The organism is Caballeronia sp. ATUFL_F1_KS4A, from assembly GCF_023630905.1.
GTDB classification, from domain to species: Bacteria; Pseudomonadota; Gammaproteobacteria; order Burkholderiales; family Burkholderiaceae; genus Caballeronia; species Caballeronia zhejiangensis.
The window spans coordinates 182,019-207,018 of record NZ_JALQEB010000011.1; the positions used below are offsets into that span (position 1 = coordinate 182,019).

The following is a 25,000-nucleotide window of genomic DNA, read 5'->3' on the forward strand; positions in this document are numbered from 1 at the left end:
AGACACGCATGCGACTGCAGGGCAAAACCGTCATCGTGACGGGCGGCGGCTCGGGATTCGGCGAAGGCATCGCGAAGACGTTCGCGCGTGAGGGCGCGAACGTCGTCGTCAACGATCTGAACGGGCCGGCCGCCGAGCGCGTCGCGAGCGAGATCGCGCTCGCATCGTCGCCGGAGGTGAAGCACGGCCGCGCGATCGCCGTTCAAGGCGATGTGACGAAGCGCGCCGACTGGCAAACGCTCTTCGATGCCGCGATCGGGGACTTCGGCAGCGTGCAGGTCGTCGTCAACAACGCGGGCACGACGCACCGTAACAAGCCCGTTCTCGACGTCACCGAGGCCGAATTCGACCGCGTCTACGCGGTGAACGTGAAGAGCATCTATTGGAGCGTCGAGCAGTTCGTGCCGTACTTTCGCGAACGGGGCGGCGGCGCGTTCATCAATATCGCGTCGACGGCGGGCGTGCGGCCGCGTCCGGGACTCGTCTGGTACAACGGCAGCAAGGCGGCGGTCATCATCGCGAGCAAGGCGCTCGCGGTCGAACTGGGCGCGGACCGCATCCGCGTGAACTGCATCAATCCGGTGATGGGCGAGACCGCCCTGCTCTCCGAGTTCATGGGCATGGAGGACACGCCCGAGAACCGCCGCAAGTTTCTCGCGACGATACCGCTCGGCCGGCTTTCGACGCCTCAGGACATCGCCAACGCGGCGCTTTATCTCGCATCCGACGATGCGGAGTTCATCACCGGCGTCGCGCTCGAAGTGGACGGCGGACGCTGCGTCTGACGCTTGCCCGCGCACGCCGCGCGCCGCGTGCGGCGAGTGCGGGCATCGGTGCTTTCCCTAGCAGAAACGGGCGTTTTGCGGTGCGGCCGACGGGCTAGAATCCTTACGCGCCTGTAATCGCGAGCGGGCCCGTCCGCTCGCCTGGCGCACACAAAAAATATTGGAGACAAGCATCATGGCCAGCACCGCCAAACCCATGCCGCGCCCCGGCGCGGGCACGCCTTCCGCGTTCGAGGAGGCCACTTACCGAAAGGTCGTCTGGCGTCTCGCGCCGCTTCTGCTGATCTGTTATGTGGTGGCGTATCTCGACCGCGTGAACGTCGGCTTCGCCAAGCTGCAGATGGCCGCCGATTTGCAACTGTCGGATGCCGTGTACGGCTTCGGCGCGGGCATTTTCTTCTTCGGCTACTTCATCTTCGAGATTCCGTCGAACATCATCTTGCATCGCGTCGGCGCGCGCGTGTGGATCGCGCGGATCATGATCACGTGGGGCGTCATTTCGGCGCTCACGATGTTCATCACCACGCCGACGATGTTCTACGTCATGCGCTTTCTGCTCGGCGCGGCGGAAGCGGGCTTCTTCCCCGGCATCATTCTTTATCTGACGTACTGGTTTCCGGCGCAGCGGCGCGGGCGCATCACGACGCTGTTCATGACGGCGATCGCGCTTTCGGGTCTGATCGGCGGGCCGATCAGCGGCTGGATCATGGATGCGTTCCACATGAAGAACGGCTGGCACGGCTGGCAATGGCTGCTGCTGCTCGAAGGCATTCCGTCGATCATCGTCGGCATCGTCGTGTTCCTGAAGCTCGACGATCGTATCTCGAAGGCTTCTTGGCTCACGCAGGAAGAACGCGAACTGCTCGAACGCAACATCGCGGCGGATAACGTCCAGAAGGAAGATCTGTCGCTGGGCAAGATCTTGTCGAGCCCGAAAGTGTGGCTGATGAGCATCATCTACTTCTCGTTCGTGATGGGACTGTATGGCGTGAGCTTCTGGCTGCCGACGATCATCAAGTCGATGGGAATCAAGGATGCGCTGCATGTCGGCCTGCTCTCCGCGATTCCTTATGGCGCGGCGGTGATCGGCATGCTGTACGCGGCGCGCAGCGCGGATCGTTCCGGCGAGCGTCGCTGGCATATCGCGATTCCGGCGTTGATCGGTGCGATCGGGCTGGTGCTGTCGGTGGTGTGGTTCAACAACACGACGCTCGCGATGCTCGGCCTCACGCTCGCCACGATGGGCATTCTCACGACGCTGCCGCTGTTCTGGAGTCTGCCGACGGCGTTTCTTGCCGGCACCGGGGCGGCTGCGGGTATTGCGATGATCAACTCGCTTGGGAATCTCGCCGGGTTTTTGAGTCCTTATCTCGTGGGGTGGTTGAAGCAGGTCACTGCTTCTAATTCGAGTGGGATGTATATGCTCGCGGGTTTTCTCGTTCTTGGGGCTGTGCTTGTGCTTAGTGTGCCGGCGCGGTTGGTTAATCGGTAAGGTTGCATTCCGCTTTTTTTTCGCGGAAGCCTGTGATCGCGTCGGTCTGTTGGCACTGCCCTTGTGCAGGGCAGTCCCAATAGACCGACGCGTAATCGGGAGCCGGCGGAAAAGAACGAAACCCGCACCGCAACGATGCACATCCCCCGTGCATGCACCAAAACCTCGCCCGCTAACCCCCATCCCCCGAAGTAAAACTTCCCTGCGATTCCCCGCAAACCCCCGCCATTAGGGCAAAAGACCCCAATTGGCATACCCCTTGCAGAACGCTCCGAGCAATCGTCATTGCTCAAACAACCACATCGGCAAGGGGAACACAGAAATGAAACGACGCAGTCTGCTGAAGTTCGGCTCCATGTCGGGCGCGCTCGCCCTTGCGGGCCAACTTCCGATCACGAAAGCCCACGCCGCCGATACCGGTCCGATCAAGGTCGGCATCCTCCATTCGCTGTCGGGCACGATGGCGATCTCCGAGACGTCGCTGAAAGACACGGCACTCATGACCATCGCCGATATCAACAAGAGCGGCGGCGTCATGGGCCGGCAGATTCAGCCCGTCGTCGTCGATCCCGCTTCGAACTGGCCGCTCTTCGCCGAGAAGGCGCGTCAGCTTCTCACGCAGGACAAGTGCGCGGTCGTGTTCGGCTGCTGGACCTCGGTGTCGCGCAAGTCCGTGCTGCCGGTGTTCGAGGAACTCAACGGCCTGCTCTTCTACCCCGTGCAGTACGAAGGCGAAGAGATGTCCCGCAACGTGTTCTATACGGGAGCCGCGCCGAATCAGCAGGCGATTCCCGCCGTCGAATATCTGATGGGACCGGAAGGCGGCAGCGCCAAGCGCTTCTTCCTGCTCGGCACCGACTACGTGTACCCGCGCACGACCAACAAGATCCTGCGCGCGTTCCTTCACTCCAAGGGCGTGAAAGATGCAGACATTCAGGAGGTCTACACACCGTTCGGACATAGCGACTATCAAACCATCGTCGCGAACATCAAGACCTTTGCCCAAGGGGGAAAGACGACTGTCATCTCTACGATCAACGGCGATTCGAACGTACCGTTCTACAAGGAACTCGGCAACCAGGGCCTGAAAGCGACGGACGTGCCTGTCGTCGCGTTCTCGGTCGGCGAAGAGGAACTGCGCGGCATCGACACGAAACCGCTCGTCGGCCATCTTGCCGCATGGAACTACTTCATGTCGGTGAAGAACCCGAACAACTCGAAGTTCGAGAAGGAATTCTTTGCGTACGCAAAGGCGCAGAACCTTCCGGGCGGCGACAAGCGCGTCACCAACGATCCGATGGAAGCGACCTTCGTCGGCATCCACATGTGGAAGCAGGCCGTCGAAAAGGCGAAGAGCGCCGATGTCGACAAGGTCCGCACCGCGATGGTCGGTCAGACCTTCGCCGCGCCTTCCGGCTTCACGCTGACGATGGACGGCAACCATCATCTGCATAAGCCCGTGATGATCGGCGAAATTCGCGGCGACGGTCAGTTCAACGTCGTCTGGAAGACGAAGACCGCCATACGCGCGCAGCCGTGGAGCCCGTATATCGCGGGCAACGAGGGCAAGCCGGATGTCGTCAGCTCGATTCCCGCGTTCCTGCGCCGTCAGCGTGTGCGTGTCGCGTAACGCGTGACGTCGATGCAGCGAGGCCGCGCGTTTCATGCGATGCGCGCGGCCTTTCGAGTTCTAACGGAAAGGCCCACATGACCGGCTCCCTCAAGCGCGCGCTCTTTGCGCTCATCCTCGCGATGACGTCGCTCGCGGCCCACGCGCTCACCAACGACGATCTCGCCCCGCTCGCCGGCGACGACTTCGAAGCCAAGACCGCCGCCATCGACAAGCTCATTGCCAATGCCGATGCGCCTTCCATCGCCGTGCTCGGCGCGCTGTCCGATGGCTCGCTCGTCGCGACCGATAACGGTCACGTCTACATTCAGACCGATGACGGCACGAAGGACGCGATCACCGGCAAGACCGCCGAAGCGCCTGATGCGCAGCCGATCACGCTGAACAATCTGCTGCGCACGAAGGTCGCGGGCGCGTTGTCGGGGCTGCAGCTCGCATCGCCCGATACGGCCAAACGCCGCGACGCCATCGCTGCGTTGCTGAAGAACCCGGACGCATCGATGAAGCCGATGATCGACCGAGCTCGCGCCATCGAAAAGGATTCCGAACTAAAGAAGCGCCTCGACACGCTCTGGGCGATGACCGCGCTGCACGATCCCGACGTGAACAGGCGTCTCGAAGCCGCGCAACTCGTCGCGGCGCGCCATGACCTCGACATGTACGAACTGCTGCGCCCGATCGTCGCGAAGAAGGCCGACGGCACGTTCAACGAACCCGACGAACGCGTACGCAACGCGGCTCAGGAAGGCATCTACGCACTCGATTCGATTCAGCGCCGCAGCGAAATCTTCGGCACGATCTTCGCGGGCCTCTCGCTCGGCAGCGTGCTGCTGCTCGCGGCGCTCGGGCTTGCGATCACATATGGGCTGATCGGCGTCATCAACATGGCGCACGGCGAGTTCCTGATGATCGGCGCCTATGCGACCTATGTCGTGCAGAACCTCGTGCAGCATTACGCGCCCGCCGCGTTCAACTGGTATCCGCTCTTCGCGGTGCCTGCGTCGTTCATCGCCGCGGGGCTCGTCGGCATCGTGCTCGAAAGGCTCGTGCTGAAGCATCTCTACGGACGTCCGCTCGAAACGCTGCTGACGACCTTCGGCATCAGCCTGATCCTGATTCAGGCGACGCGCACGCTCTTCGGCGCACAGAACGTGCAGGTGACGAATCCCTCGTGGATGAGCGGCGGCGTCACCGTGATGCAGAACCTCATCCTCCCGTACAACCGTCTGACGATCCTCGCGTTCTCGCTCGCCGTCGTCGCGATCGCGTGGGGCGTGCTCACGAAGACGCGCCTCGGCCTCTTCGTGCGCGCGGTGACGCAGAACCGCCGCATGGCCGCGTGCGTCGGCGTCAAGACAGCGCGTGTCGATTCGTACGCGTTCGCGTTCGGTGCGGGCATCGCGGGACTCGGCGGCTGCGCGCTCTCGCAGATCGGCAACGTAGGGCCCGATCTCGGCCAGAGCTACATCATCGATTCGTTCATGGCGGTGGTGCTCGGCGGCGTCGGCCAGCTCGCGGGCACGGTGATCGGCGGCTTCGGGCTCGGGCTCGTCAGCAAGGCGGTCGAGCCGTTCTGGGGCGCGGTGCTCGCGAAGATCGCGGTGCTCGTGCTCATCGTGTTGTTCATCCAGAAGCGTCCGCAGGGCATGTTCGCCCTCAAGGGCCGCAGCGCGGAGGCTTGAGACATGACCGCCTCGACCAATGTCGGCACGAACCTCGACGTCACGCCGCAACCCGATCCGGGCGCGGCGCGCGCAGGCTTCGCGCTCGGCCTGCCGCCGCGCGCCGCGCTCTTGCCGAAGAAAGGCTGGCTCGCGTTGATCGCGCTCGTCATCGCGATGAGCATCTTCGTGCCCGTCAGCGCGCTCGTGCTGCCGGAAACGAGCACGTTCCATCTCTCGGCTTATGCGATGACGCTCGTCGGCAAGCTCATGTGCTACGCAATCGGCGCGCTCGCGCTCGACCTCGTATGGGGCTATTGCGGCATTCTGAGCTTGGGCCATGCGCTTTTCTTCGCGCTGGGCGGCTACGCGATGGGCATGTACCTGATGCGCTCGATCGGCCGCGAGGGGACGTATCAAAGCGATCTTCCCGACTTCATGGTGTTTCTCGACTGGCACAAGCTGCCGTGGTACTGGGAGGGCACGGAACATCTCTGGTATGCGCTGTTGCTCGTCGTCCTCGTGCCTGGCGTGCTTGCGTGGGTGTTCGGCTTCTTCACGTTCCGCTCGCGCGTGAAGGGCGTGTATCTGTCGATCATCACGCAGGCGATGACCTTCGCCGCGATGCTGCTTTTCTATCGCAACGAAACGGGCTTCGGCGGCAACAACGGCTTCACCGACTTCAAGCGCATCGCGGGCTTTCCAATCACGCATCCGGGCACGCGCACTGCCCTCTTTCTCATCACGTTCGCGGTGCTCGTGCTCGCGTTTCTCGCGGCGAGATGGATCGTCACGTCGAAGCTCGGGCGAGTCGTCACCGGCGTGCGCGACGGCGAAGCGCGCCTGATGTTCCTCGGCTATAGCCCGCTCGCGTACAAGCTCTTCATCTGGACGGTGTCGGCGGTGTTGTGCGGCATCGCGGGCGCGTTGTATGTGCCGCAGGTCGGCATCATCAATCCGAGCGAGATGTCGCCCGCGAACTCGATCGAAATGGCGATCTGGGTCGCGGTCGGCGGACGCGGCACGCTGATCGGACCGATCGTCGGCGCGTTCGCCGTCAACGGCGCGAAGAGCTTTTTCACCGCCTATTTCGCGGAGTATTGGCTGTTTTTCCTCGGCCTCATCTTCACGCTCGTGCCCTTGCTTCTGCCGAACGGCATCATGGGACTGATCGATCTCGCGCGCCGCAAGAAGGCGCATGGAGACGCTGCCGAATGACTGCACATAACGCATTGATCGTGGATTTGCCGCCGATTCCGGAGACGAGCCACAAGAACATCAACGTGTCGTCGGGCCTGGGGCATGTGCTCGCGCCCGGCGAGATCGATGTATCGCACGGCACGATCCTCTATCTCGAGGACGTCACCGTGAGCTTCGACGGCTTTCGCGCGCTGAACAAGCTGACGTTGTCGATCGATGTGGGCGAGTTGCGCTGCGTGATCGGCCCGAACGGCGCGGGCAAGACGACGATGATGGATGTCATCACCGGCAAGACGCGTCCCGACGACGGCAAGGTTTTTCTCGGGCAGACGTTCGATCTCACGCGCATGTCGGAGCCGGTGATTGCGCGCACGGGCATCGGGCGCAAGTTTCAGAAGCCGACTGTGTTCGAGAATCATCCGGTGTGGGAGAACCTCGAACTCGCGATGAAGACGGACAAGCGCTGGTTCGCATCGTTGAGGGCGCGGCTGGATGGTGCCGCGCAGGCTCGCATCGAAGAGACGCTGGAGCTGATTCGCCTTCAGCATCAGGCGACGCGGCTTGCGGGCGAGTTGTCGCATGGGCAGAAGCAGCGGCTCGAAATCGGCATGTTGTTGATGCAGCAGCCTGCTCTCTTGCTGCTCGATGAGCCTGCGGCCGGCATGACCGATCATGAAACGATGGAACTCGCGGAGTTGCTCAACAAGCTGCGTGGGTCGTGTTCGATGATGGTCGTCGAGCATGATATGGAGTTTGTTGCTGCGCTTTCGGGGGATAGCGGGAAGGTTACTGTTATGGCTGAGGGGAGTGTTCTTGCCGAAGGCACGCTCGATGACGTCAAACGGGACGAGGCCGTTATTGAGTCTTATCTTGGGCGTTAGTGTTTTATGTCGGCGTGGGTCGTCGTGGAAGCCTGTTTTCTTAGTGGTCGATTAGCGTTGCCCCTGTGCGGGGCAGTGCTAATAGACCGACGCGATCACAGGACTCCACGCAAGCGTAAGCAAACAAGCGCAGACCAAGAGACAAAGCAAATGCTAGAAGTCGAAAACCTGAACCAATACTATGGCGGCAGCCACATCCTCCGCGATGTGAAACTCACCGTCCCCGATGGAAAACTCACCGTCCTGCTAGGCCGCAACGGCGTGGGCAAAACGACGCTCCTTCGCTGCCTGATGGGTGTCGTCCCGACAAAAAGCGGCACCATCGCCTGGCGCGGCAACAAGCTCTCCTCGATGCCCACCCACGCGCGCGTCGCAAACGGCCTCGCCTACGTGCCGCAAGGCCGCGACATCTTCGGCCGTCTCACCGTCGAAGAAAACCTGCTCGTCGGAGCAGCGAGCCGCAAAGCGCCATCGAAGATTCCCGATCACATCTACGCGCTGTTCCCCGTCCTCAAAGACATGAAGAACCGCCGAGGCGGCGATCTCTCCGGCGGTCAACAACAGCAACTCGCAATCGGCCGCGCGCTGATGAGCGAGCCGCAACTGCTCATCCTCGACGAGCCGACCGAAGGCATTCAGCCATCGATCATCCGCGATATCGGCCGAACGCTTCGGCAACTCGTCGACGAAATGGGCATGACCGTCCTGCTCGTCGAGCAGTATTACGACTTCGCGCGCGAACTCGCCGATCGATACTGGGTCATGAGCCGCGGCGAAATCGTCGCGGGCGGCGCGGGCTCGGAAATGGACGCGCATGGAGTGCGCGAGCTGATCGCCGTATGATCGAGGCTCCGCTCTAGAAGAACGCATCGCTCATGCACCACGAATCGCACGCAACACTCGCCGATCCGAACATCTGGCGCGGCTCGCTCGAACTCGGCTACGCCCGTCAGCACGGCCGCACCGTCTGCGTTCATCGCAAGCACGAAGGCCCATTGCGGCTGCAACGGCCGCTCTATCCCGAAGGCGATATCTGTCATTCGGTGATCGTGCACCCGCCCGGCGGCGTCGCGGGCGGCGATCGTCTTTCCATCGACGTTCGTCTGCACCAAGACACGCACGCCGTCATCACGACGCCCGGCGCGACCAAGTGGTACAAGGCCAACGGCAAGCTCGCGACGCAGCGCATCGATATCGATCTCGCCGCGCATGCGAAGCTCGACTGGCTACCGCAAAACAACATCGTGTTCGAATCGTCGAACGTCGAACTCGAATTCAACCTGACACTCGATGAAGGCGCGAGCGCGATCGGCTGGGACGCAATGCTGCTCGGGCGCGCCGCCGCCGGCGAAAAGTGGACGCAAGGGCAAATCAAGGCGACATCGCGTATCGCGCATCGCAATGGTTCGACGCTCTGGTTCGAACGCACGCTGCTCGATGCGCGCGATCCGCTGCGCGACTCCGCTCAAGGTCTCGCGGGCTTCCCCGCTTACGGCACGCTCTGGGCGATCGGCCCCGCATGCGACGATGCCCTCGCCGAGACCCTCGCCGCACATCTTCCCTTCGACGATGAGCTCCGCGCAGGCGCATCGTGCGTCGCGCCGGGCGTGCTGATCGTGCGCGCGATCAGCCGCTCCATGGAACCGCTGCAAAACGCACTCACCGATTGCTGGTCGCGTCTTCGTCCGCTCGTGCATGGCGTCGATGCGCGACCTCTGCGTTTGTGGACTACCTAGTACGCACCAACGAAGCGCACGCGTCTGCACATCCGTTGTGCGCGGCGATATATGCGTAACCGGCAAACGCTGACAGCATAAGAAATAAGCATCGATGGCACGACTCTCGCTTTAAGCCTTCGCTCGAGAGCCGCGCATTCCAACGCGGCCGTTCAAGACCGAAGGATCATCGATGCTCACGACTTTTTCCCGCACGCGGCGCACCGCACTCGTCGCGCTGCTGCTTTCCCTCGCGCCTCTCGCCGCGCATGCCGACGCGCTCGACACCATCGCGAAGAACGGCACGCTGCGCGTCGCCGTGCCCGAAGACTATCCGCCCTTCGGCTCGGTCGGCGCCGACATGAAACCGCAAGGCTACGACGTCGACATGGCCGCGCTGCTCGCCAAGTCGATGAACGTGAAGCTCGAACTCGTGCCCGTCAACAGCGCGAACCGCATCCCGTATCTGACGACCAACAAGGTCGATCTCGTGATCTCGTCGCTCGGCAAGACGCCGGAACGCGAGAAGGTGCTCGACTTCTCGACGGCTTACGCGCCCTACTTCCAAGGCGTGTTCGGCCCCGCCGACATCAAGGTGACGAGCCCCGCCGATCTCACCGGCAAGACCGTCGGCGCCACGCGCGGCGCGCTCGAAGAGATCGCGCTCTCGCAGATGGCGCCCAACGCGACCATCAAGCGCTTCGAGGACAACAACGCGACCATCTCGGCCTTTCTCTCGGGACAGGTGCAACTGATCGCGGCGGGCAACATCGTCGCGGCGGCGATCCTGTCGAAGAATCCGCCGCGCCGGCCGGAAGCGAAGTTCATCATCAAGGATTCGCCGTGCTTCGTCGGCATGAACAAGAACGAGCCGCGCCTGATGTCGAAAGTGGACGACACCATCGCGCAGGCGAAGAAGGACGGCACGCTCGACACGATGTCGAAGAAGTGGTTCAACCAGCCGCTGCCCGCGACCCTTTGATCGGGAGCGCGGCATCGTATGGCCTATGAACTTCAATTCGCCGATCTAGCGCAGTACGCGGGCATGTTCGCGAGCGGCGCGGCGACCACGCTCGCGCTGACCGCCGTCTCGACGGCGCTCGGCGTGTCGGTCGGCGTGCTCGGCGCCGCCGCGCGCAACAGCCGGCATGCGTGGCTCGCGGCGATCGTCGGCGCCTATGTCGAAGCGGTCCGCAACACGCCGTTCATCGTGCAACTGTTCTTCGTGTTCTTCGGCCTGCCCGCGCTCGGCATTCATCTCAGCGAATACGTCGCGGCCATTCTCGCGATGACGCTCAATCTCGGCGCGTACTCGATCGAGATCGTGCGCGCGGGCGTCGCCGCCGTGCCGAAGGGTCATCTCGAAGCGGCGGCATCGCTCGCGATGTCGCGTGGCGAGACGTTCCGTCATGTCGTGTTGCCGCAAGCGCTCGCCAAAGTGTTCCCCGCATTGACGAGCCAGATCGTCATTACGATGCTCGGCTCGGCGGTCGTCTCGCAGATATCGGTGCCCGATCTCACGTATGCCGCGAGCTATATCCAGTCGCGCAACTTCCGCGCGTTCGAGACGTGCTTCTTCATCACGGCCGCGTATCTCGTGATGGCGCTCGCTCTGCGCGCCGCATTGAACGCCATGGGCAAGCGCTTTCTGATGAATCACCGGAGCGCCGCGCGATGATCGAATTCACGCTCGCGCAGATCTTCGAGAACCTGCTGCTCGCGGCGCGCTGGACCGTCGTGCTGTCGATCGTGTCGTTCGTGTTGGGCGGCATCGTCGGCTTCGTGCTGCTCGTCATGCGCGTGTCGAAATCGCAAGTGCTGCGCATGCTCGTCAAAGGCTATATCCAGCTCTTTCAGGGCACGCCGCTTCTCATGCAGTTGTTCCTCGTGTTCTTCGGCCTGCCCTTGCTCGGCATCGACGTGTCGCCGTGGCTCGCGGCGAGCGTCGGTCTCACGCTCTTCACGAGCGCGTATCTCGCGGAGATCTGGCGCGGCGCGGTCGAAGCGGTGCCGAAGGGCCAGTGGGAAGCATCGTCGTCGCTCGCGATGAGTTACATGGAGCAGCTTCGTCACGTGATCCTGCCGCAAGCGACGCGCATCGCGGTCGGCCCGACGGTCGGCTTCGCGGTGCAGGCGGTGAAGGACACGGCGCTCGTATCGATCATCGGCTTCACGGAACTGACGAAGGCTGGCACGATGATTTCGAACGCAACTTTCCGGCCGTTTCTCGTGTATGGGCTCGTCGCCGTTATCTACTTCTTGCTTTGCTATCCGCTGACGCGCTATGCGCGCACGCTCGAAAGGAAATGGAATGCCGCTCGTTGAAACCCGCAATCTTCAGAAGCAGTTCGGCGCGAATCAGGTGCTGAAGGGCATCGACTTCGCCGTCGAGCGCGGACAAGTCGTGTCGATCATCGGGCGCAGCGGCTCGGGCAAGAGCACGTTGCTGCGCACGCTCAACGGTCTGGAGAGCATCGACGAAGGCTCGATCGAAATCGACGGCGAGCATATCGATGCGCGTCATGCCGACCTGCGCGCGCTGCGGCTGAAAGTCGGCATGGTGTTTCAGCAGTACAACCTCTTTCCGCATCTCACCGCGGGCGAAAACGTGATGCTCGCGCAGACCGTCGTCAGGAAGATCCACAGGGCGAAGGCGCGCGCGACGGCGCATACCGTGCTCGAACGCGTCGGTCTCGGCGACAAGTTCGATGCTTTTCCCGATCAGCTTTCGGGCGGTCAGCAGCAACGCGTCGCGATCGCGCGCGCACTTGCGATGAAGCCGACCGTGCTGCTCTGCGATGAGATCACATCGGCGCTCGATCCCGAACTCGTCGGCGAAGTGCTAGCGGTCGTCGAAGACCTCGCGCGCGACGGCATGACGCTCATCATGGTCACGCACGAAATGCGCTTCGCGCGCAAGGTGAGCGACAAGGTCGTGTTCATGCATCAGGGGCGCGTGTGGGAATCGGGCGCGCCGGACGCCATCTTCGAGCGGCCGTCGACCGTGGAGTTGCAGCGCTTCATCCAGTAAGCCGAAAGCCGACCGAAAGCCCCTTAAAAGCGCATGAGACGCGGCATTCCGGTGCTAGCATTGCAAAGCCCGAAACACTTTTCTCCATAGAAGAAGCCCATGAAACTCACGCCCAGAGAAAAGGACAAGCTGCTGATCTTCACAGCGGCCCTGCTCGCCGAGCGTCGCCGCGCGCGCGGCCTCAAGCTCAATCATCCGGAAGCGGTCGCGTTCATATCGGCGGCATTGATGGAAGCGGCGCGCGACGGCAAGACCGTCGCCGAAGTCATGCACTACGGCACCACGCTGCTCACGCGCGACGACGTGATGGAAGGCGTGCCCGAGATGATTCCCGACATCCAGATCGAAGCGACCTTCCCCGACGGCACCAAGCTCGTCACCGTTCATCATCCGATTCCCTGACACCATGATCCCCGGCGAATATTTCATCGACGATGGCGAGCACGAGCTCAATGCGGGCCGCGAGACGGTTACGGTCGTGGTCGCGAATCATGGCGACCGGCCGGTGCAGGTCGGCTCGCACTTCCACTTCTACGAAGTCAACGCGGCGCTCAAATTCGAGCGCGAGAAGGCGCGCGGCTTCCGATTGAACATCGCGGCGGGCACGGCAGTCCGCTTCGAACCCGGTCAGGAACGCACCGTCGAACTCGTCGCGCTGGCCGGCGATCGCCATGTGTACGGCTTCAACGCGCTCGTCATGGGCCCGCTCTAAAAAAGGACAGATATGACGCTACGCATCGGCCGCCGCGCTTATGCCGAAATGTTCGGCCCGACCACCGGCGACCGCGTGCGCCTCGCCGACACCGATCTCATCATCGAAGTGGAACGCGACTTCACGACCTACGGCGAAGAAGTGAAGTTCGGCGGCGGCAAGGTGATTCGCGACGGCATGGGCCAGTCGCAGCGCCCGGCCGCCGACGTCGTCGATACCGTCGTGACCAATGCGCTGATCCTCGATCACTGGGGCATCGTGAAGGCCGATATCGGCATCAAGGGTGGACGCATCTTCGCCATCGGCAAGGCGGGCAATCCGGACATTCAGCCGAACGTGAACATCGCGATCGGCGCGGCGACGGAAGTGATCGCGGGCGAAGGCATGATCGTGACGGCGGGCGGCGTCGATACGCACATTCACTTCATCAGCCCGCAACAGATCGACGAAGCGCTCGCGAGCGGCGTCACGACGATGCTCGGCGGCGGCACCGGCCCCGCGACCGGCACCAACGCGACAACCTGCACGCCGGGCCCGTGGCACATGGAGCGCATGCTGCAGGCCGCCGACGGCTGGCCCGTCAATCTCGGCTTTCTCGGCAAGGGGAACGCGAGCCTGCCGGAGCCGCTGATCGAGCAGGTGAAAGCGGGCGCGATCGGCCTGAAGCTGCACGAGGATTGGGGCACGACGCCCGCCGCGATCGACAATTGCTTGAGCGTCGCCGACGACACCGACACGCAAGTCGCCATCCACACCGACACGCTGAACGAAGCGGGCTTCGTCGAAACGACCATCGCCGCGTTCAAGGGCCGCACGATCCACACGTATCACACAGAAGGCGCGGGCGGCGGCCATGCGCCGGACATCATCAAGGTCGCGGGCGAATCGAACGTGCTGCCCTCTTCCACGAATCCGACGCGCCCCTACACCGTCAACACGCTCGATGAGCATCTCGACATGCTGATGGTGTGCCATCACCTCGATCCGTCGATCGCGGAAGACATCGCGTTCGCGGAATCGCGGATTCGTCGCGAGACCATCGCGGCCGAAGACATCCTTCACGATCTCGGCGCGCTGTCGATGCTTTCTTCGGATTCCCAAGCAATGGGCCGCGTCGGTGAAGTCATCATTCGCACATGGCAGACCGCGCACAAGATGAAGGTGCAGCGCGGCGCGTTGCCCGAAGACAGCGCGCGTAATGATAATTTCCGCGCGAAGCGCTATGTCGCGAAGTACACGATCAATCCGGCAATCACGCACGGCATCGCGCATGAAGTCGGCTCGATCGAGCCGGGCAAGTGGGCCGATCTGGTGTTCTGGGAACCCGCGTTCTTCGGCGTGAAGCCCGCGATGATCGTCAAGGGCGGCATGATCGCGGTCGCGCAGATGGGCGACCCGAATGCGTCCATTCCGACGCCGCAGCCAGTGCATTATCGCGAGATGTTCGCGACACGCGGCGGCGCGCTCGGCAAGACGTCGCTGACATTCGTATCGCAGATGGCGATGGAGGCGCGCATCGCGGATCGTTATGGCTTGCAAAAGCAGATCGTCGCGGTCAGGAACTGCCGCAATGTGACGAAGGCCAACATGATTCACAATGCATGGCAGCCGTCCATCAGCGTCGATCCGCAGACCTATCAGGTGATCGCCGACGGACAATTGCTCACATGCGATCCCGCCACCGTTCTGCCGATGGCGCAGCGTTACTTCTTGTTCTGATATGCGTACCATCGACAAACGTCTGACCGCGAAGCTTGCCGACGTCCTCAAAAAACGCGCGCCCACGCTGACTCTTCCCTTCGATGCGCGCTGCAAGAGCCGCCTCGCCGCCACGCTCGACAACGGCGAGGAAGTCGCCCTCGTCATGCCGCGCGGCACCGTGCTTGCGGATGGCGACATGCTCGTCGCCGACGACGGCGGCTTCGTGCGCGTCGTCGCGGCGGCGGAGGACGTGCTCATCGTGCGTGCGCCGAGCGTGCGTCTCTTGACGCGTGCGGCCTATCACCTCGGCAACCGGCATACGCCGGTCGAAGTCGGCGCGGAGTATCTGAAGCTCGAAGCCGATCCCGTGCTCGAAGACATGCTGAAGCGCTTAGGCGTGCTCGTCGCGCACGAATCGCAGCCGTTCCAGCCCGAAACGGGCGCGTACGGCGGCGGACACAAGCACGGCCACGACGAGACATTCAGCGAAGACTACGCGCTCGCGCAGAAGGTATTCGACGAGCATCACGGGCACGATCACGATCATTCGTCGTGCGGCCACGATCATAGTCATGATCACGATCACGGTCATCATCACCACGGCCATGCGCATCGCTGAACTCACCGCGCTGTTGCATCTCGCGTCGCCGGCATTGCCGATCGGCGCGTTCAGCTATTCACAAGGGCTCGAAGCGGCGATCGAGCACGGCCTGATCCACGACGGCGACAGCGCGCGCGACTGGATCGCGAGCGGCCTTTCCAGCGTGCTCGCGCGCGGCGAATTGCCGATGCTCGCGCATCAGATCGAACACTGGCGTTCGCACGACGTAGCCGCGCTGAACGCCGCGAACGATGAATACATCGGGAGTCGCGAGTCGGCGGAACTGCGACGCGAAACGGAGCAGATGGGCTGGTCGCTCGCGCAGTTGTGCGTGTCGCTCGAATGGGGCGACAAAGCACGCCGCGCGACGCTCGCCGCGATCAAGCCGATCGCGCAGCCGACCGCCTTCGCCTTCGCTGCGTTCGCGCACGATGCGGCACCCGACGCCGCGCTCGCGGCCTACGCATTCAGCTGGGTCGAGAATCAGGCGGCCGCCGCGCTCAAGGCCGTGCCGCTCGGCCAGCTCGCGGGACAGCGCATCATCGTCGCGTTGCGCGAGCCGATCGATGCCGCCGTGCGCCGCGCGCTCGATACAGCGCCTGAACAGATCAACACCTTCGCGCCGCAGCTCGGCGTTTTGTCCGCGCGGCACGAATCGCAATATTCGCGGCTTTTCCGCTCCTGAACCGACACTCCATGAACGCTCCCGCTTACTCTTCCGCCGCTCGCCGAACCAAGAAACTGCCGCCGTTGCGTGTCGGTGTCGGCGGGCCGGTCGGCTCCGGCAAGACCACGCTGCTCGAAATGCTCTGCAAGGCGATGCGCGAGAAATACGATCTCGTCGCCATCACCAACGATATCTACACGAAGGAAGATCAGCGCCTGCTGACCGTCGCGGGCGCGCTGCCGGCCGAGCGCATCATGGGCGTCGAGACGGGCGGCTGCCCGCATACGGCAATCCGCGAAGATGCGTCGATCAATCTCGAAGCCGTCGATCGCATGGTGTCGAAGTTTCCGGATGCGGATATCGTGTTCATCGAATCGGGCGGCGATAACCTCGCGGCGACTTTCAGCCCCGAACTCTCCGATCTGACTATCTACGTGATCGATGTCGCGGGCGGCGAGAAGATTCCGCGCAAAGGCGGGCCTGGCATCACCAAGTCGGATCTGCTCGTCATCAACAAGACCGATCTAGCGCCTCACGTCGGCGCGAATCTCGACATCATGGCGAGCGACGCGAAGAAGATGCGCGGCGAGCGGCCCTTCGTGATGTGCAATCTGAAGGCGCTCGATGGGCTCGACGAAGTCATCCGCTTCATCGAGAAGAAGGGTTTGCTGCTGGCTTGACGCGGAAAATCGCGTGACGACAGCGCGTTACGGCAGCGCGATCGAATTCGATATCGAGACCGCGTTCTCGCCGACCTGCACGAAGTCGCGCTTCATCGCGACTTGCCATTGCAGGAAGTTGCGGCTGTTCGATTCGCCGGGAAGCATCCAGTCGTGCAGCTCGATGATGATGACCGGAAACATGTTCAGCGCATCGCAATGGCGCGAGAACAGGTCGGCCTCCGCGCCTTCGATGTCGATCTTCAGGATGAACGGCGTCGTGCCGGACGGCATCACGTCTTCGAGCGTGAGCGCATCGACGGCATAGCCTTTCTCGGTGGGCTGCTCCGCGGTGCGAAACGCCCACTCGCCGCCGCCCGGATCGTTCAGATAAAGCGTGCCGCGCTTGGCCGCGATCGCGGCGTTGAGCGGTTTGATCGACGGAAACGCCTGTGCATTCTTGTTGAGCAGCGCGAAATTCGATATGTCCGGCTCGATGGCGACGATCTTCGCTTTCGGATAAGTGAGCGCGTGCCACACTGCGGCGGCGCCGATATTGGCGCCCGCATCGACGATCAGCGGATTTTCGCAAGCCTCATAGAACGCGGCGATTTCCTTCGCGCGCATGAGATGATCCGTCGCGTATTCGCGAAGAAAGAAGATCTGCCGACAAACCGAGCGATCCGCCGGACAAGGCCGGTATTCGAAGCGCCGATTGCCGGGAAGAATCAGGCCATGCGCGCCGTAACGGACGGTGCCCCATGCGTCGGTCGGTCCTGGGGATGGCCGCAGCAGGCGCAACAGTCTTGGCGGCAACATGTCCTTGACGACGGACTTGATGAGATCTTGCATGCGCGTCCTCGAAGAAAATTGGAAGCACGTTCGCAGGCACCCGGCCGCTTGTTATTCGTTCGAAAGGATCGGCTCGAGGAAGTTCATTATCCTCCGAACTTACTTCGCAAGTTTCATCTGAGGAAAAGCGCAGTTGGCGGCAGAAAACAGCGAGATCGCGTCGGATCACTTCGCCGCTTCGCTGTCCTCTTCAAGCAGCGCGCTCAGCACGCTCACGGTACGCTCCGTCGCGCCGCGATGCCGCGCCGCGAACGCCGAAGCCGCCGCGCTCATCGCGAGACGCCGCGCCTTGTCGCCGAAAATCTCGCGCAGACCGCGCGCGAGCTCCTGCGGATCCTGCACGCGCAACGCCGCGCCCGCCGCGATCGCATCGTTGGTCGCCTGCGTGAAGTTGAACGTGTGCGGGCCGATCAGCACCGGCACACCTGCCGCGCACGCTTCGATCAGATTCTGCCCGCCGAGCGGCAACAGACTTCCACCGATGAACGCCAGATCCGCGGCCGCATAATACGCGCCGAGCTCGCCCATCGAATCGCCGAGCAAGACCTGCACGCTCGCCGGCAACGGCTCGGGCACGTCCGCGCCCGAGCCCGCCGCGACGGGCTTCGGCGCCCACACCGACCGGCGCGCGCTCGTCAGCCCGAGACTCGCGATCAGCGCGGACACTTCGTCGAAACGCTGCGGATGACGCGGCACGAGAATCAGCAACGCATCGGGCACGTTGAGGGCCGAGAATGCGCGCAGCACGAGCGTTTCCTCGCCCTCGCGCGTGCTCGCCGCGACCCACACGGGCCGCTCGCCGATCGCCGCGCGCCACGCGTGACCGCGCGCGACCAGTTCGGGCGGCGCGGTCATGTCGAACTTCAGATTGCCGAGCACGGCGACATTGCGCGCGCCGAGCGCGGTGAGCCGCTCGGCATCGGACGGCGTCTGCGCGAGCACACGCGAAAAGCCGCCGAACACCTCGCGCACCGCGCGCCCGAACTTCGCCGCGCGCCGGTACGAACGTTCCGACATGCGCGCGTTCGTCAAGACGAGCGGCACGTCGGCGCGTTTGCATTCGTCGATGAGCGTCGGCCAGACTTCGGTTTCCATCACGATGCCGAGCGACGGCCGCCACGCGCGCAGAAAGCGCCGCACGAGAATGGGCAGATCGTAGGGAAGATAGCTGCGCAACACGCGGTCGCCGAAAAGCTCGACGCCGGTCGCGCGGCCGCTCGGCGTCATGTGCGTGAGCAGCACGCGCGCTTCGGGATGCGCTTTCATCAGCGCGTCGATGAGCGGCTGCGCCGCGCGCGTCTCGCCCACGGACACCGCGTGCACCCAGATGAGCGGCGCGAGATCGTCGGCGCGGCGCGGCGCGATGTGGCCGAAACGCTCGCCGATATGCTCGCGATAACCGCGCTCCTTTCGCGAACGGATGTAGAGCCGCAGCACCGCGAGCGGCGCGACGATCCACCAGAGCGCGCGATAGACGAGCCGGAGCACGGAAGCCGATGCGCCCGGCGTAGCGGCGGACGAGGCGGCGCCGCTCAAACGAGCGCCCGGCCCTTCAGGCGTTCGAGAATGCCGAGCGGCGCGTGATCGGGGCGCGCCATCGCCTTGACGGGCAGGAAGAAGGTCTGCTCCATCATGAACTGGCCGGACATCACCGCATGCGAGGTGTGATCGGAAAAGCAGACCCACACCGAGCCGGGCGGAAACGGCATCGTCTCCTGCGGCGAATTTTTCTGATAGTCGAGATCGGCTTTCATCGCATCATGCAGATGCAGCATGAGATGGTCGTACTCGCTGCGCGGCGACTTCGTGATGTGCAGCAGATTCATCAGCCACGCCGAGCCGGGCGCCTGCGCCTTGATGCCGGGCAGGAAACGCTTCGCCATGTCCTCGAACGGCTCGCCGACGCGCCACACGCGCGGCGCGCCTTTCGGATTGATGTTCGTGAACACGCGCAAGATGCGCTCGCCGTGCGTTGGCCGCGACGGGAAGGCATCGACGTGAAGACGGGCATCGTCCTTTCGCCAGGATGTTTCGCGCGTCTCGACCTGACGCAGCCTGAGGCTCGTGGGCGCGACGCGCAGCTTGCCGTCGTATTCGGGAAAGAGCCCGTCGACGAGCGAACGCGCATGATCCTGATAGCGCTTGATGAGCGAGCGCACCGCCGACTGCATCACGCTGTCGCCGAGCACGCCGTTTAACGCGCCGCCGTTGGGCGCGAGGCTGATGTTCTTGCGCTTCGGATCCGCGATGCCCGGATCGAGCAGCGAAAGCTCGCCGCCTTCGATCGGAAAGCGCAGGTTGGGGAAATACAGCACTTTGCCGTTCTCGACGCCGGCGAGCAGCGTCTCGCGCGGCACGGACAGGTTCTTGCCTTGCCAATCGCCCGAGGCGACTTCGATGATTTGAGATTCCGTCATGTGTCTACGACCTTGAGTTGCCCGCACACAGCGCAGCGCGGTGAAAACTACAGCAGGCCGAAGCCCGCGAGCGCGGTCTTCACTTCGGAAAGCGTCGGATGCCGGCTCGCGTCGCCGAGATTGACGACGTTCGGCGACCAATAGCCGCCGGTGCGCCATGCGGTCGAGAAATTGTACAACTCGACGGTCGGGCGCTTCAGCGCCGCGGCAATATGCACCAAACCGGTATCGACGCCGACGGTCGCCGCGGCACCGTCGATCAGCCCGACGACCGCGGGCAGCGACATCTTCGGCGGCACGATCGCGGCCGCGCCGAATTCCTTCGCGAGCTTTTCGCTCGTTGCGCGTTCGGCCTCGCTGCCCCACGGCAGCACGATCGACGCGCCGCGCGTCACGAGCGCTTGGCCCAGTTCGATCCACGCGGCTTCGGGCCATTGCTTGTCGGCGCGCGAGGTGGCGTGCACGAACACGACGTAAGGCACGGGAAGATTCAGCCCGAGCGCGGAGACGGCGAGCGTCGCGCGTCGCGTGTCGAGGCCGAAGTCGATGTCGTCGGTCATTTGCGGCTTCGGCAGGTCGAGCGCCGCCGCCACGAGTTGCCGCGTGCGCTCGACGACATGCGTGCGCGGTTCGATCGGCACGCGCCGGTCGTAGAAAAAGCGCACCGGCCATTCGTAGCCCGCGCCGTCGGTGCGATTGCCGAGGCCGACGAGCGGCCCGCGCGCCCAGCTCGCGACCCACGCGGTCTTGATGAGACCCTGGCAGTCGATGACGAGATCGTATTTTTCGGCGGCGAGTTCGCGCTTGAACTTGCCGATTTCGCGCCAGTTCGCCGGCGACGTGAACGCCTTGCGCCAGCGCCTGAGCGAAAACGGAATCGCGCGGCGCACGCCGTGTACGAGTTCGACGAGACTCGCGAAACTTTCCTCGACGAGCCAGTCGATTTGCGCATCGGGATAGCGGCGGCGGATGTCGGCGATGGCCGGCATGTTGTGGACGACGTCGCCAAGCGACGACACGCGGACGATCAGGATCTTTTGCACGCTGAGATGGAGAAGCGCGGACGGCGCGGCGCGGTGAGCAGGAAAACGGGGATTTTAGCGCGGCTTGCCTGCTGAACGGGCACAGTTCGTGACTTTCGCGGCGGTTCAGGTCTGAAATAATGCTGGCTGAGTGGAACTCGGACGTCGTCGCATTGGCGCGCTGCTGCTCCATAAGCCGAGAAAGATTCAGTTCTGTCGCACTGTATATTTAGTAACGCTAAATCATGATAATCAGCCCGCCGTTCCTTCCGGCTGAAGGCCTCAACATGCCCGCTGAGAAATGGAAGACCGACCCGATGATGGATGTGGTCGATACTTTCGAGTTGTCGCACAGTGGCGTATTTCCTATCGCGTTCGATCGTCGCTGGCATTGCGGCATGCACGTGGTGCCGTTCGGAGGGCTCGGCCAGCTCGAGCCCGTGCGCGCGATCGCAGACGGAGAGGTCGTCGCCTATCGCGTGTCGTTGAAGGCCATCTCGGACGGACATAGAAACGCCGATGGCACCGAGGCATTGAACAGCAACATCGGATTCGTACTGCTCAAGCATGTAACCGATACCGGCGAAGGCCGCACCATCACGTTCTATTCGCTGTATATGCATTTGCTTGATCTGGTGAAAACGAATGAATTGAGCCCGCAGCCGAACCATCCTGCTTCGGACAGCTCGCCCAATGCGCTCCCTGCGTGGCTGCTCGCCGAGACGGACGGTGTGCAGGCGGGCGCGGGCAAGAAGGTTTTTCGGAAGGATCGGTTGGGTTTTCGCGGCCGGTATCAGGGCGAGGCTCATCTGCACTTTGAGATCTTCATGACCGAGGAGGATTTCATCGCATATTTTGAGCAAGACGGGCATAAGGTCGCATTAGGCGAAGCGCAGCCAACGACGCCGGCGTCGAAGGATTACTGGGGAAGCACGTATTTTGTGATTCCGGGCGGTTCGACGTTCGTCAGCGTGCCGGCGGGGTTAGGTGATCTGAAAACTAAGGGCCGCTCGCCCAAGCCGTTCTTTCCGGCTTTGGACACTGGTGCGTTGAACGAAAACAGCACGCTTTATGTCGAGACGTATTTCAATCGTGGCGAGCGCTTTATGCGTGCGTGGATTGATCGCGGAGACGGTAAGCCTGTTCCGGTGACATCCGATTTCGCACGGGACAAATTCGAGGAATACGAGTACGGCCTTTATGAGCGTGCCACTGCGCTCTATGGAACCTGTCCGAGCGAAGGCTTCGAGTTATTGCGTTTCGGGCGAATCCTGAGCACGGATACGCCGACCTTGACTGCCACTGAACAGGCTACATGGGTCTCGGTGCCGTTTGCTGAGGGCAAAACGGGCTATATCGACATCAATCAGGCCGGCATCCAGAAGCTTTCGGATGCGGACTTTCCGTCGTTCATGCACTGGCAGAAGATCGAAGATGGCAATACGCCGTTCGATCAGGATGGGCTGTGCGGATACGACACCTTGTGTCGAATTGCGGGTGCGACCGATTCGCAGCCGATTACTCCAAGCGATATGACGTCAGAATTCAGCCACGATCAGCAGGTAGCGGCGCTAGTACAGCGCGATGTGAGCGTGCGCGCCAAGCTCAAAGGGTTCATCTGTCACGCCCGGAGCGAATGGGATGCGAGCAACAACGATCAGCGCTACGGCTGGTTGAACGAGCCGGAGGGATTTTTTGGCAAACGCAAGGATACTGATCCGCACGGTTACGAGAACTTCATCAACTTCGTGAAGCGGTGTCAGTTCCTGGCGCAAACGCCGCTTGGCGAAGGAAAGAAATTTTGGTTCTTTCATCCGCTTGCGTTTATTCGGCATTTTAGGAAGTGTGGGTGGTTGAATCACAAGGAGTTCGCCAACACTTTTCCTCGCTATCCGTATTACACGAATAACGGATCGCCCGCATCAGCAATAACAACGAACAATTCAACGTATGTCATCACAAAATCCACTGCAATCGCGCGCATACAAAATCATGTAATCGCGCTGAATCAGACGATTCGAAAATATCTGGGAGCAGACGCCCGTAGAACTGCAATATTTCTCGCTCAGGTTCTGCTGGAGACTGCCCAGTGGCGGAATTTGGGAGGCGTAAGGCGATTGTTGAGTGAGTGGGGTTTCGGTAAGTACTCGGCGGTAAATCCAGCGACTCAATTTTATGGACCGTTCTACGGACGCGGGATTATGCAACTGACTTGGGCGGGAAATTTTTCAGAGTATGGAACGTATCGGGCATTGCCTGCGCACGTTGGGCCTTACGTTGAGCGACTTCCTAACTCGCCCGTCAGAATTACCGAGACGTCTGAGCACTATAATTTCAATCCTCGAGATGGCGGGATGCCTATGCGTTGGTTCCCTCGTTTCGATCCTGATCGCATTGCGGAGGAGCCTCCGTTAGCCTGTGATTCTGGAGGATTCTACTGGGTTTCAAAGGCATTCTCGCAAGGTCAGAATATCAATCGCGTCGCAGATAAAGAATACTCCGCCGATAATATTGGACTCATCAACAGGCTGGTCAACGGCGGTTTCAATGGATACAACGAACGACAGGCTTATACCATTTTTATAATGAATGGATTATGGGACGCAACGCTCGGCTATTTCCCGGAAATAATCGCGCCTACTCGACGAACCACGATTAAGCCCGATCTGACCAGGAGCGACGATTGATATGAAGATCCACAAACCATTAATGATTGTCGTCTGCGCCTTCCTATTTGCACTAGCAAGGGCCTCGGCTCAGACCGTGACGTTTAAAGTGACCGAAACAGCGTCAGCATCCGTTCGATTGAAGGATCGGTCGGTACATGTGGATGTCCGCGATACCATCTTTGGTTTAACGTCCCAAGACATAGAACTCGATACAGAGAGCGCTCCTCATATTGGCGTGGATGATTACGGCTTCGATGGAACCAGGGGCTTTTCTGTGTGGTATTTGGACGAAGGAATGGCAACGAGCACGATATCGCGTGTTTTTCTCTACTCGCCAATCAGACGTGGTTTCGTGGAAATACGTCCGAAATGCGCGGATGAGTTCGTCAATTTGCGGGTCGATCGCCTTAAGCATGTACTCGTGAGCACGTACTATGACGGGAACGAACCGAAGCTTTGCAGGACGGAAACTAGACGGTTGAACCGATGAAGAAATTGCGCTGTCGGCTTCAGGTAAGAAGTTTAGATTTCAACCCATTGTCGACCGATGCCACGACACGTACCCGAGGTCATGTGAGCGGGCTAAGAAGCTTCGCTCCCAAAAGGCAAAGGACATTTTATGCGACGCAAATTCATAATCGCCATTGGCGCTATTTCTTGCTGTCTATCGGCTAGCGTCTTTGCGTCATGTCAACGCGCGAATCTATCACTATCTAAAGTCAGTAACGGCCGCGTACTCGTTGAAGCCTGCCCCGACGACGAAGGCGGCGGGACGATCACGCTGACGGTATTAGTCGGAGCTGAAAAGCGCGCCTGGGCAAGAACAGTCTATGCGGACTCAGCCTATCAGCTTTCGCTGGATTCATTGATCGATTTCGACAATGGCATCAGTCAAGGCCTTGGTGTCACCACTGGCGAAAGGCGCGATGCAAACGGAATGCACTATTGGAAGATCTCGAAGGACGGACGATCTATAACTGATCTCGGAAGTGCTCCCTTGTTGGCCAAGGACAGATTCATGCAGGGTTATTTTTCCGGCTTGACGTCGAGCAGCGGTGAATTTCAAGCCATAAGATACTTTTATAGAGTGAAGGGCGAAAGGCTGGATCTGCACCGCGCAATTGGCTTCAATTGGAATGATGACTCAACGGGGATAGCAGTTTCGATGGAAATACAGTCCGAGGAGGCCATGAATGCTATCCGGGAGCGAGCACTGTCCAATACCGAGATCGAACAATGCCAGAGAGGATCGATTAATTGCTGGTAGCTCTCGAATTAGAAAGGATAGTCCAGCCTTTGCAGGAC

25 protein-coding genes are annotated in these 25,000 nt (G+C 61.8%); 21 read left to right on the plus strand and 4 right to left on the minus strand.

Annotation, left to right across the window (positions count from 1 at the left end; genetic code table 11):
- Positions 1-8: 8 nt before the first annotated feature.
- The 18 genes from NCS03_RS10750 to ureG all read left to right on the plus strand — a co-directional run bounded on the left by NCS03_RS10750 (position 9) and on the right by ureG (position 16,756).
- Positions 9-785 carry an SDR family oxidoreductase gene (locus NCS03_RS10750; protein ID WP_008342458.1) on the plus strand — a complete coding sequence of 259 codons (777 nt, stop codon included), beginning with the start codon at positions 9-11 and terminating at the stop codon, positions 783-785.
- A 175-nt stretch (positions 786-960) separates the two neighbouring features.
- Positions 961-2,277 (plus strand): MFS transporter, encoded by a 1,317-nt coding sequence (locus NCS03_RS10755; protein WP_008342460.1) that lies wholly within the window; start codon positions 961-963, stop codon positions 2,275-2,277.
- Positions 2,278-2,599: 322 nt separating this feature from the next.
- Complete coding sequence (urtA, locus tag NCS03_RS10760; protein ID WP_008342462.1) at positions 2,600-3,907, plus strand: urea ABC transporter substrate-binding protein; 1,308 nt, start codon at positions 2,600-2,602, stop codon at positions 3,905-3,907.
- A gap of 77 nt (positions 3,908-3,984) precedes the next feature.
- Positions 3,985-5,589 (plus strand): urea ABC transporter permease subunit UrtB, encoded by a 1,605-nt coding sequence (gene urtB / locus NCS03_RS10765; protein ID WP_008342464.1) that lies wholly within the window; start codon positions 3,985-3,987, stop codon positions 5,587-5,589.
- A gap of 3 nt (positions 5,590-5,592) precedes the next feature.
- A complete protein-coding gene (urtC, locus tag NCS03_RS10770) occupies positions 5,593-6,786 on the plus strand; it encodes an urea ABC transporter permease subunit UrtC (protein WP_250496942.1) in 1,194 nt (397 codons plus the stop codon).
- Positions 6,783-7,649 (plus strand): urea ABC transporter ATP-binding protein UrtD, encoded by an 867-nt coding sequence (urtD, locus tag NCS03_RS10775; protein ID WP_008342468.1) that lies wholly within the window; start codon positions 6,783-6,785, stop codon positions 7,647-7,649. Before urtC ends, urtD begins: the two co-directional genes overlap by 4 nt.
- 150 nt (positions 7,650-7,799) lie before the next feature.
- A complete protein-coding gene (gene urtE, locus NCS03_RS10780; protein WP_008342470.1) occupies positions 7,800-8,492 on the plus strand; it encodes an urea ABC transporter ATP-binding subunit UrtE in 693 nt (230 codons plus the stop codon).
- A 32-nt stretch (positions 8,493-8,524) separates the two neighbouring features.
- Complete coding sequence (locus NCS03_RS10785) at positions 8,525-9,385, plus strand: urease accessory protein UreD (RefSeq protein WP_250479390.1); 861 nt, start codon at positions 8,525-8,527, stop codon at positions 9,383-9,385.
- Between the two features lie 172 nt (positions 9,386-9,557).
- Positions 9,558-10,346 carry a transporter substrate-binding domain-containing protein gene (locus NCS03_RS10790; RefSeq protein WP_250521350.1) on the plus strand — a complete coding sequence of 263 codons (789 nt, stop codon included), beginning with the start codon at positions 9,558-9,560 and terminating at the stop codon, positions 10,344-10,346.
- An 18-nt stretch (positions 10,347-10,364) separates the two neighbouring features.
- Positions 10,365-11,042, plus strand: coding sequence for an amino acid ABC transporter permease (locus NCS03_RS10795; protein ID WP_034472752.1), 678 nt, complete (start codon positions 10,365-10,367; stop codon positions 11,040-11,042).
- A complete protein-coding gene (locus NCS03_RS10800; protein WP_008342479.1) occupies positions 11,039-11,689 on the plus strand; it encodes an amino acid ABC transporter permease in 651 nt (216 codons plus the stop codon). The genes NCS03_RS10795 and NCS03_RS10800 overlap by 4 nt, the downstream gene beginning before the upstream one ends.
- Positions 11,676-12,395 (plus strand): amino acid ABC transporter ATP-binding protein, encoded by a 720-nt coding sequence (locus NCS03_RS10805; protein ID WP_008342480.1) that lies wholly within the window; start codon positions 11,676-11,678, stop codon positions 12,393-12,395. The genes NCS03_RS10800 and NCS03_RS10805 overlap by 14 nt, the downstream gene beginning before the upstream one ends.
- A 99-nt stretch (positions 12,396-12,494) precedes the next feature.
- Entirely contained in the window at positions 12,495-12,797 is a 303-nt protein-coding gene (locus NCS03_RS10810; RefSeq protein ID WP_008342482.1) for an urease subunit gamma, read from the plus strand.
- A gap of 4 nt (positions 12,798-12,801) precedes the next feature.
- The gene (locus tag NCS03_RS10815) at positions 12,802-13,107 is read left to right on the plus strand and encodes an urease subunit beta (RefSeq protein ID WP_008342484.1); all 306 of its coding nucleotides are present in this window, start codon (positions 12,802-12,804) and stop codon (positions 13,105-13,107) included.
- Between the two features lie 12 nt (positions 13,108-13,119).
- Positions 13,120-14,826, plus strand: coding sequence for an urease subunit alpha (ureC, locus tag NCS03_RS10820; RefSeq protein ID WP_175980394.1), 1,707 nt, complete (start codon positions 13,120-13,122; stop codon positions 14,824-14,826).
- A 1-nt stretch (position 14,827) separates the two neighbouring features.
- A complete protein-coding gene (gene ureE, locus NCS03_RS10825) occupies positions 14,828-15,427 on the plus strand; it encodes an urease accessory protein UreE (protein ID WP_250529147.1) in 600 nt (199 codons plus the stop codon).
- The gene (locus tag NCS03_RS10830; RefSeq protein WP_250479452.1) at positions 15,414-16,094 is read left to right on the plus strand and encodes an urease accessory protein UreF; all 681 of its coding nucleotides are present in this window, start codon (positions 15,414-15,416) and stop codon (positions 16,092-16,094) included. Before ureE ends, NCS03_RS10830 begins: the two co-directional genes overlap by 14 nt.
- A gap of 11 nt (positions 16,095-16,105) precedes the next feature.
- Entirely contained in the window at positions 16,106-16,756 is a 651-nt protein-coding gene (gene ureG, locus NCS03_RS10835) for an urease accessory protein UreG (protein ID WP_034472760.1), read from the plus strand.
- Positions 16,757-16,783: 27 nt separating this feature from the next.
- Here the strand turns inward: ureG and NCS03_RS10840 are convergent, their stop codons facing one another.
- From NCS03_RS10840 to waaC, 4 genes are all read right to left on the minus strand, one after another.
- The gene (locus NCS03_RS10840; RefSeq protein WP_034472761.1) at positions 16,784-17,587 is read right to left on the minus strand and encodes an FkbM family methyltransferase; all 804 of its coding nucleotides are present in this window, start codon (positions 17,585-17,587) and stop codon (positions 16,784-16,786) included.
- Between the two features lie 165 nt (positions 17,588-17,752).
- On the minus strand, positions 17,753-19,075 hold the full coding sequence (waaA, locus tag NCS03_RS10845) for a lipid IV(A) 3-deoxy-D-manno-octulosonic acid transferase (protein ID WP_250440083.1): 1,323 nt from the start codon (positions 19,073-19,075) through the stop codon (positions 17,753-17,755).
- 44 nt (positions 19,076-19,119) lie between these two features.
- A complete protein-coding gene (kdoO, locus tag NCS03_RS10850) occupies positions 19,120-20,004 on the minus strand; it encodes a Kdo hydroxylase KdoO (RefSeq protein ID WP_175980396.1) in 885 nt (294 codons plus the stop codon).
- Between the two features lie 47 nt (positions 20,005-20,051).
- Positions 20,052-21,047 (minus strand): lipopolysaccharide heptosyltransferase I, encoded by a 996-nt coding sequence (gene waaC, locus NCS03_RS10855; RefSeq protein ID WP_250529148.1) that lies wholly within the window; start codon positions 21,045-21,047, stop codon positions 20,052-20,054.
- Between the two features lie 224 nt (positions 21,048-21,271).
- On the opposite strand from waaC, the gene NCS03_RS10860 reads away from it, so the two are divergent.
- From NCS03_RS10860 to NCS03_RS10870, 3 genes are all read left to right on the plus strand, one after another.
- Positions 21,272-23,713: a hypothetical protein gene (locus NCS03_RS10860; RefSeq protein ID WP_250529149.1), complete on the plus strand. Its 2,442-nt coding sequence runs from the start codon at positions 21,272-21,274 to the stop codon at positions 23,711-23,713.
- 1 nt (position 23,714) lies between these two features.
- Positions 23,715-24,185: a YajG family lipoprotein gene (locus tag NCS03_RS10865; protein ID WP_250435019.1), complete on the plus strand. Its 471-nt coding sequence runs from the start codon at positions 23,715-23,717 to the stop codon at positions 24,183-24,185.
- A 129-nt stretch (positions 24,186-24,314) separates the two neighbouring features.
- Positions 24,315-24,962 carry a hypothetical protein gene (locus NCS03_RS10870; RefSeq protein WP_250529150.1) on the plus strand — a complete coding sequence of 216 codons (648 nt, stop codon included), beginning with the start codon at positions 24,315-24,317 and terminating at the stop codon, positions 24,960-24,962.
- The last annotated feature ends 38 nt before the right edge of the window (positions 24,963-25,000 follow it).

Excerpts from the sequence above, each read along its gene's own strand:
- NCS03_RS10870 (WP_250529150.1), top strand. The coding sequence starts at position 24,315 with ATGCGACGCAAATTCATAATCGCCATTGGCGCTATTTCTTGCTGTCTA.
- urtC (WP_250496942.1), top strand. The coding sequence starts at position 5,593 with ATGACCGCCTCGACCAATGTCGGCACGAACCTCGACGTCACGCCGCAA.
- ureG (WP_034472760.1), top strand. The coding sequence starts at position 16,106 with ATGAACGCTCCCGCTTACTCTTCCGCCGCTCGCCGAACCAAGAAACTG.
- NCS03_RS10750 (WP_008342458.1), top strand. The coding sequence starts at position 9 with ATGCGACTGCAGGGCAAAACCGTCATCGTGACGGGCGGCGGCTCGGGA.
- NCS03_RS10785 (WP_250479390.1), top strand. The coding sequence starts at position 8,525 with ATGCACCACGAATCGCACGCAACACTCGCCGATCCGAACATCTGGCGC.
- NCS03_RS10805 (WP_008342480.1), top strand. The coding sequence starts at position 11,676 with ATGCCGCTCGTTGAAACCCGCAATCTTCAGAAGCAGTTCGGCGCGAAT.
- NCS03_RS10800 (WP_008342479.1), top strand. The coding sequence starts at position 11,039 with ATGATCGAATTCACGCTCGCGCAGATCTTCGAGAACCTGCTGCTCGCG.
- NCS03_RS10860 (WP_250529149.1), top strand. The coding sequence starts at position 21,272 with ATGATAATCAGCCCGCCGTTCCTTCCGGCTGAAGGCCTCAACATGCCC.
- urtB (WP_008342464.1), top strand. The coding sequence starts at position 3,985 with ATGACCGGCTCCCTCAAGCGCGCGCTCTTTGCGCTCATCCTCGCGATG.
- NCS03_RS10755 (WP_008342460.1), top strand. The coding sequence starts at position 961 with ATGGCCAGCACCGCCAAACCCATGCCGCGCCCCGGCGCGGGCACGCCT.
- NCS03_RS10810 (WP_008342482.1), top strand. The coding sequence starts at position 12,495 with ATGAAACTCACGCCCAGAGAAAAGGACAAGCTGCTGATCTTCACAGCG.
- NCS03_RS10815 (WP_008342484.1), top strand. The coding sequence starts at position 12,802 with ATGATCCCCGGCGAATATTTCATCGACGATGGCGAGCACGAGCTCAAT.
- NCS03_RS10790 (WP_250521350.1), top strand. The coding sequence starts at position 9,558 with ATGCTCACGACTTTTTCCCGCACGCGGCGCACCGCACTCGTCGCGCTG.
- urtD (WP_008342468.1), top strand. The coding sequence starts at position 6,783 with ATGACTGCACATAACGCATTGATCGTGGATTTGCCGCCGATTCCGGAG.
- ureC (WP_175980394.1), top strand. The coding sequence starts at position 13,120 with ATGACGCTACGCATCGGCCGCCGCGCTTATGCCGAAATGTTCGGCCCG.
- kdoO (WP_175980396.1), bottom strand. The coding sequence starts at position 20,004 with ATGACGGAATCTCAAATCATCGAAGTCGCCTCGGGCGATTGGCAAGGC.
- NCS03_RS10865 (WP_250435019.1), top strand. The coding sequence starts at position 23,715 with ATGAAGATCCACAAACCATTAATGATTGTCGTCTGCGCCTTCCTATTT.
- urtE (WP_008342470.1), top strand. The coding sequence starts at position 7,800 with ATGCTAGAAGTCGAAAACCTGAACCAATACTATGGCGGCAGCCACATC.
- ureE (WP_250529147.1), top strand. The coding sequence starts at position 14,828 with ATGCGTACCATCGACAAACGTCTGACCGCGAAGCTTGCCGACGTCCTC.
- NCS03_RS10840 (WP_034472761.1), bottom strand. The coding sequence starts at position 17,587 with ATGCAAGATCTCATCAAGTCCGTCGTCAAGGACATGTTGCCGCCAAGA.
- NCS03_RS10795 (WP_034472752.1), top strand. The coding sequence starts at position 10,365 with ATGGCCTATGAACTTCAATTCGCCGATCTAGCGCAGTACGCGGGCATG.
- urtA (WP_008342462.1), top strand. The coding sequence starts at position 2,600 with ATGAAACGACGCAGTCTGCTGAAGTTCGGCTCCATGTCGGGCGCGCTC.
- NCS03_RS10830 (WP_250479452.1), top strand. The coding sequence starts at position 15,414 with ATGCGCATCGCTGAACTCACCGCGCTGTTGCATCTCGCGTCGCCGGCA.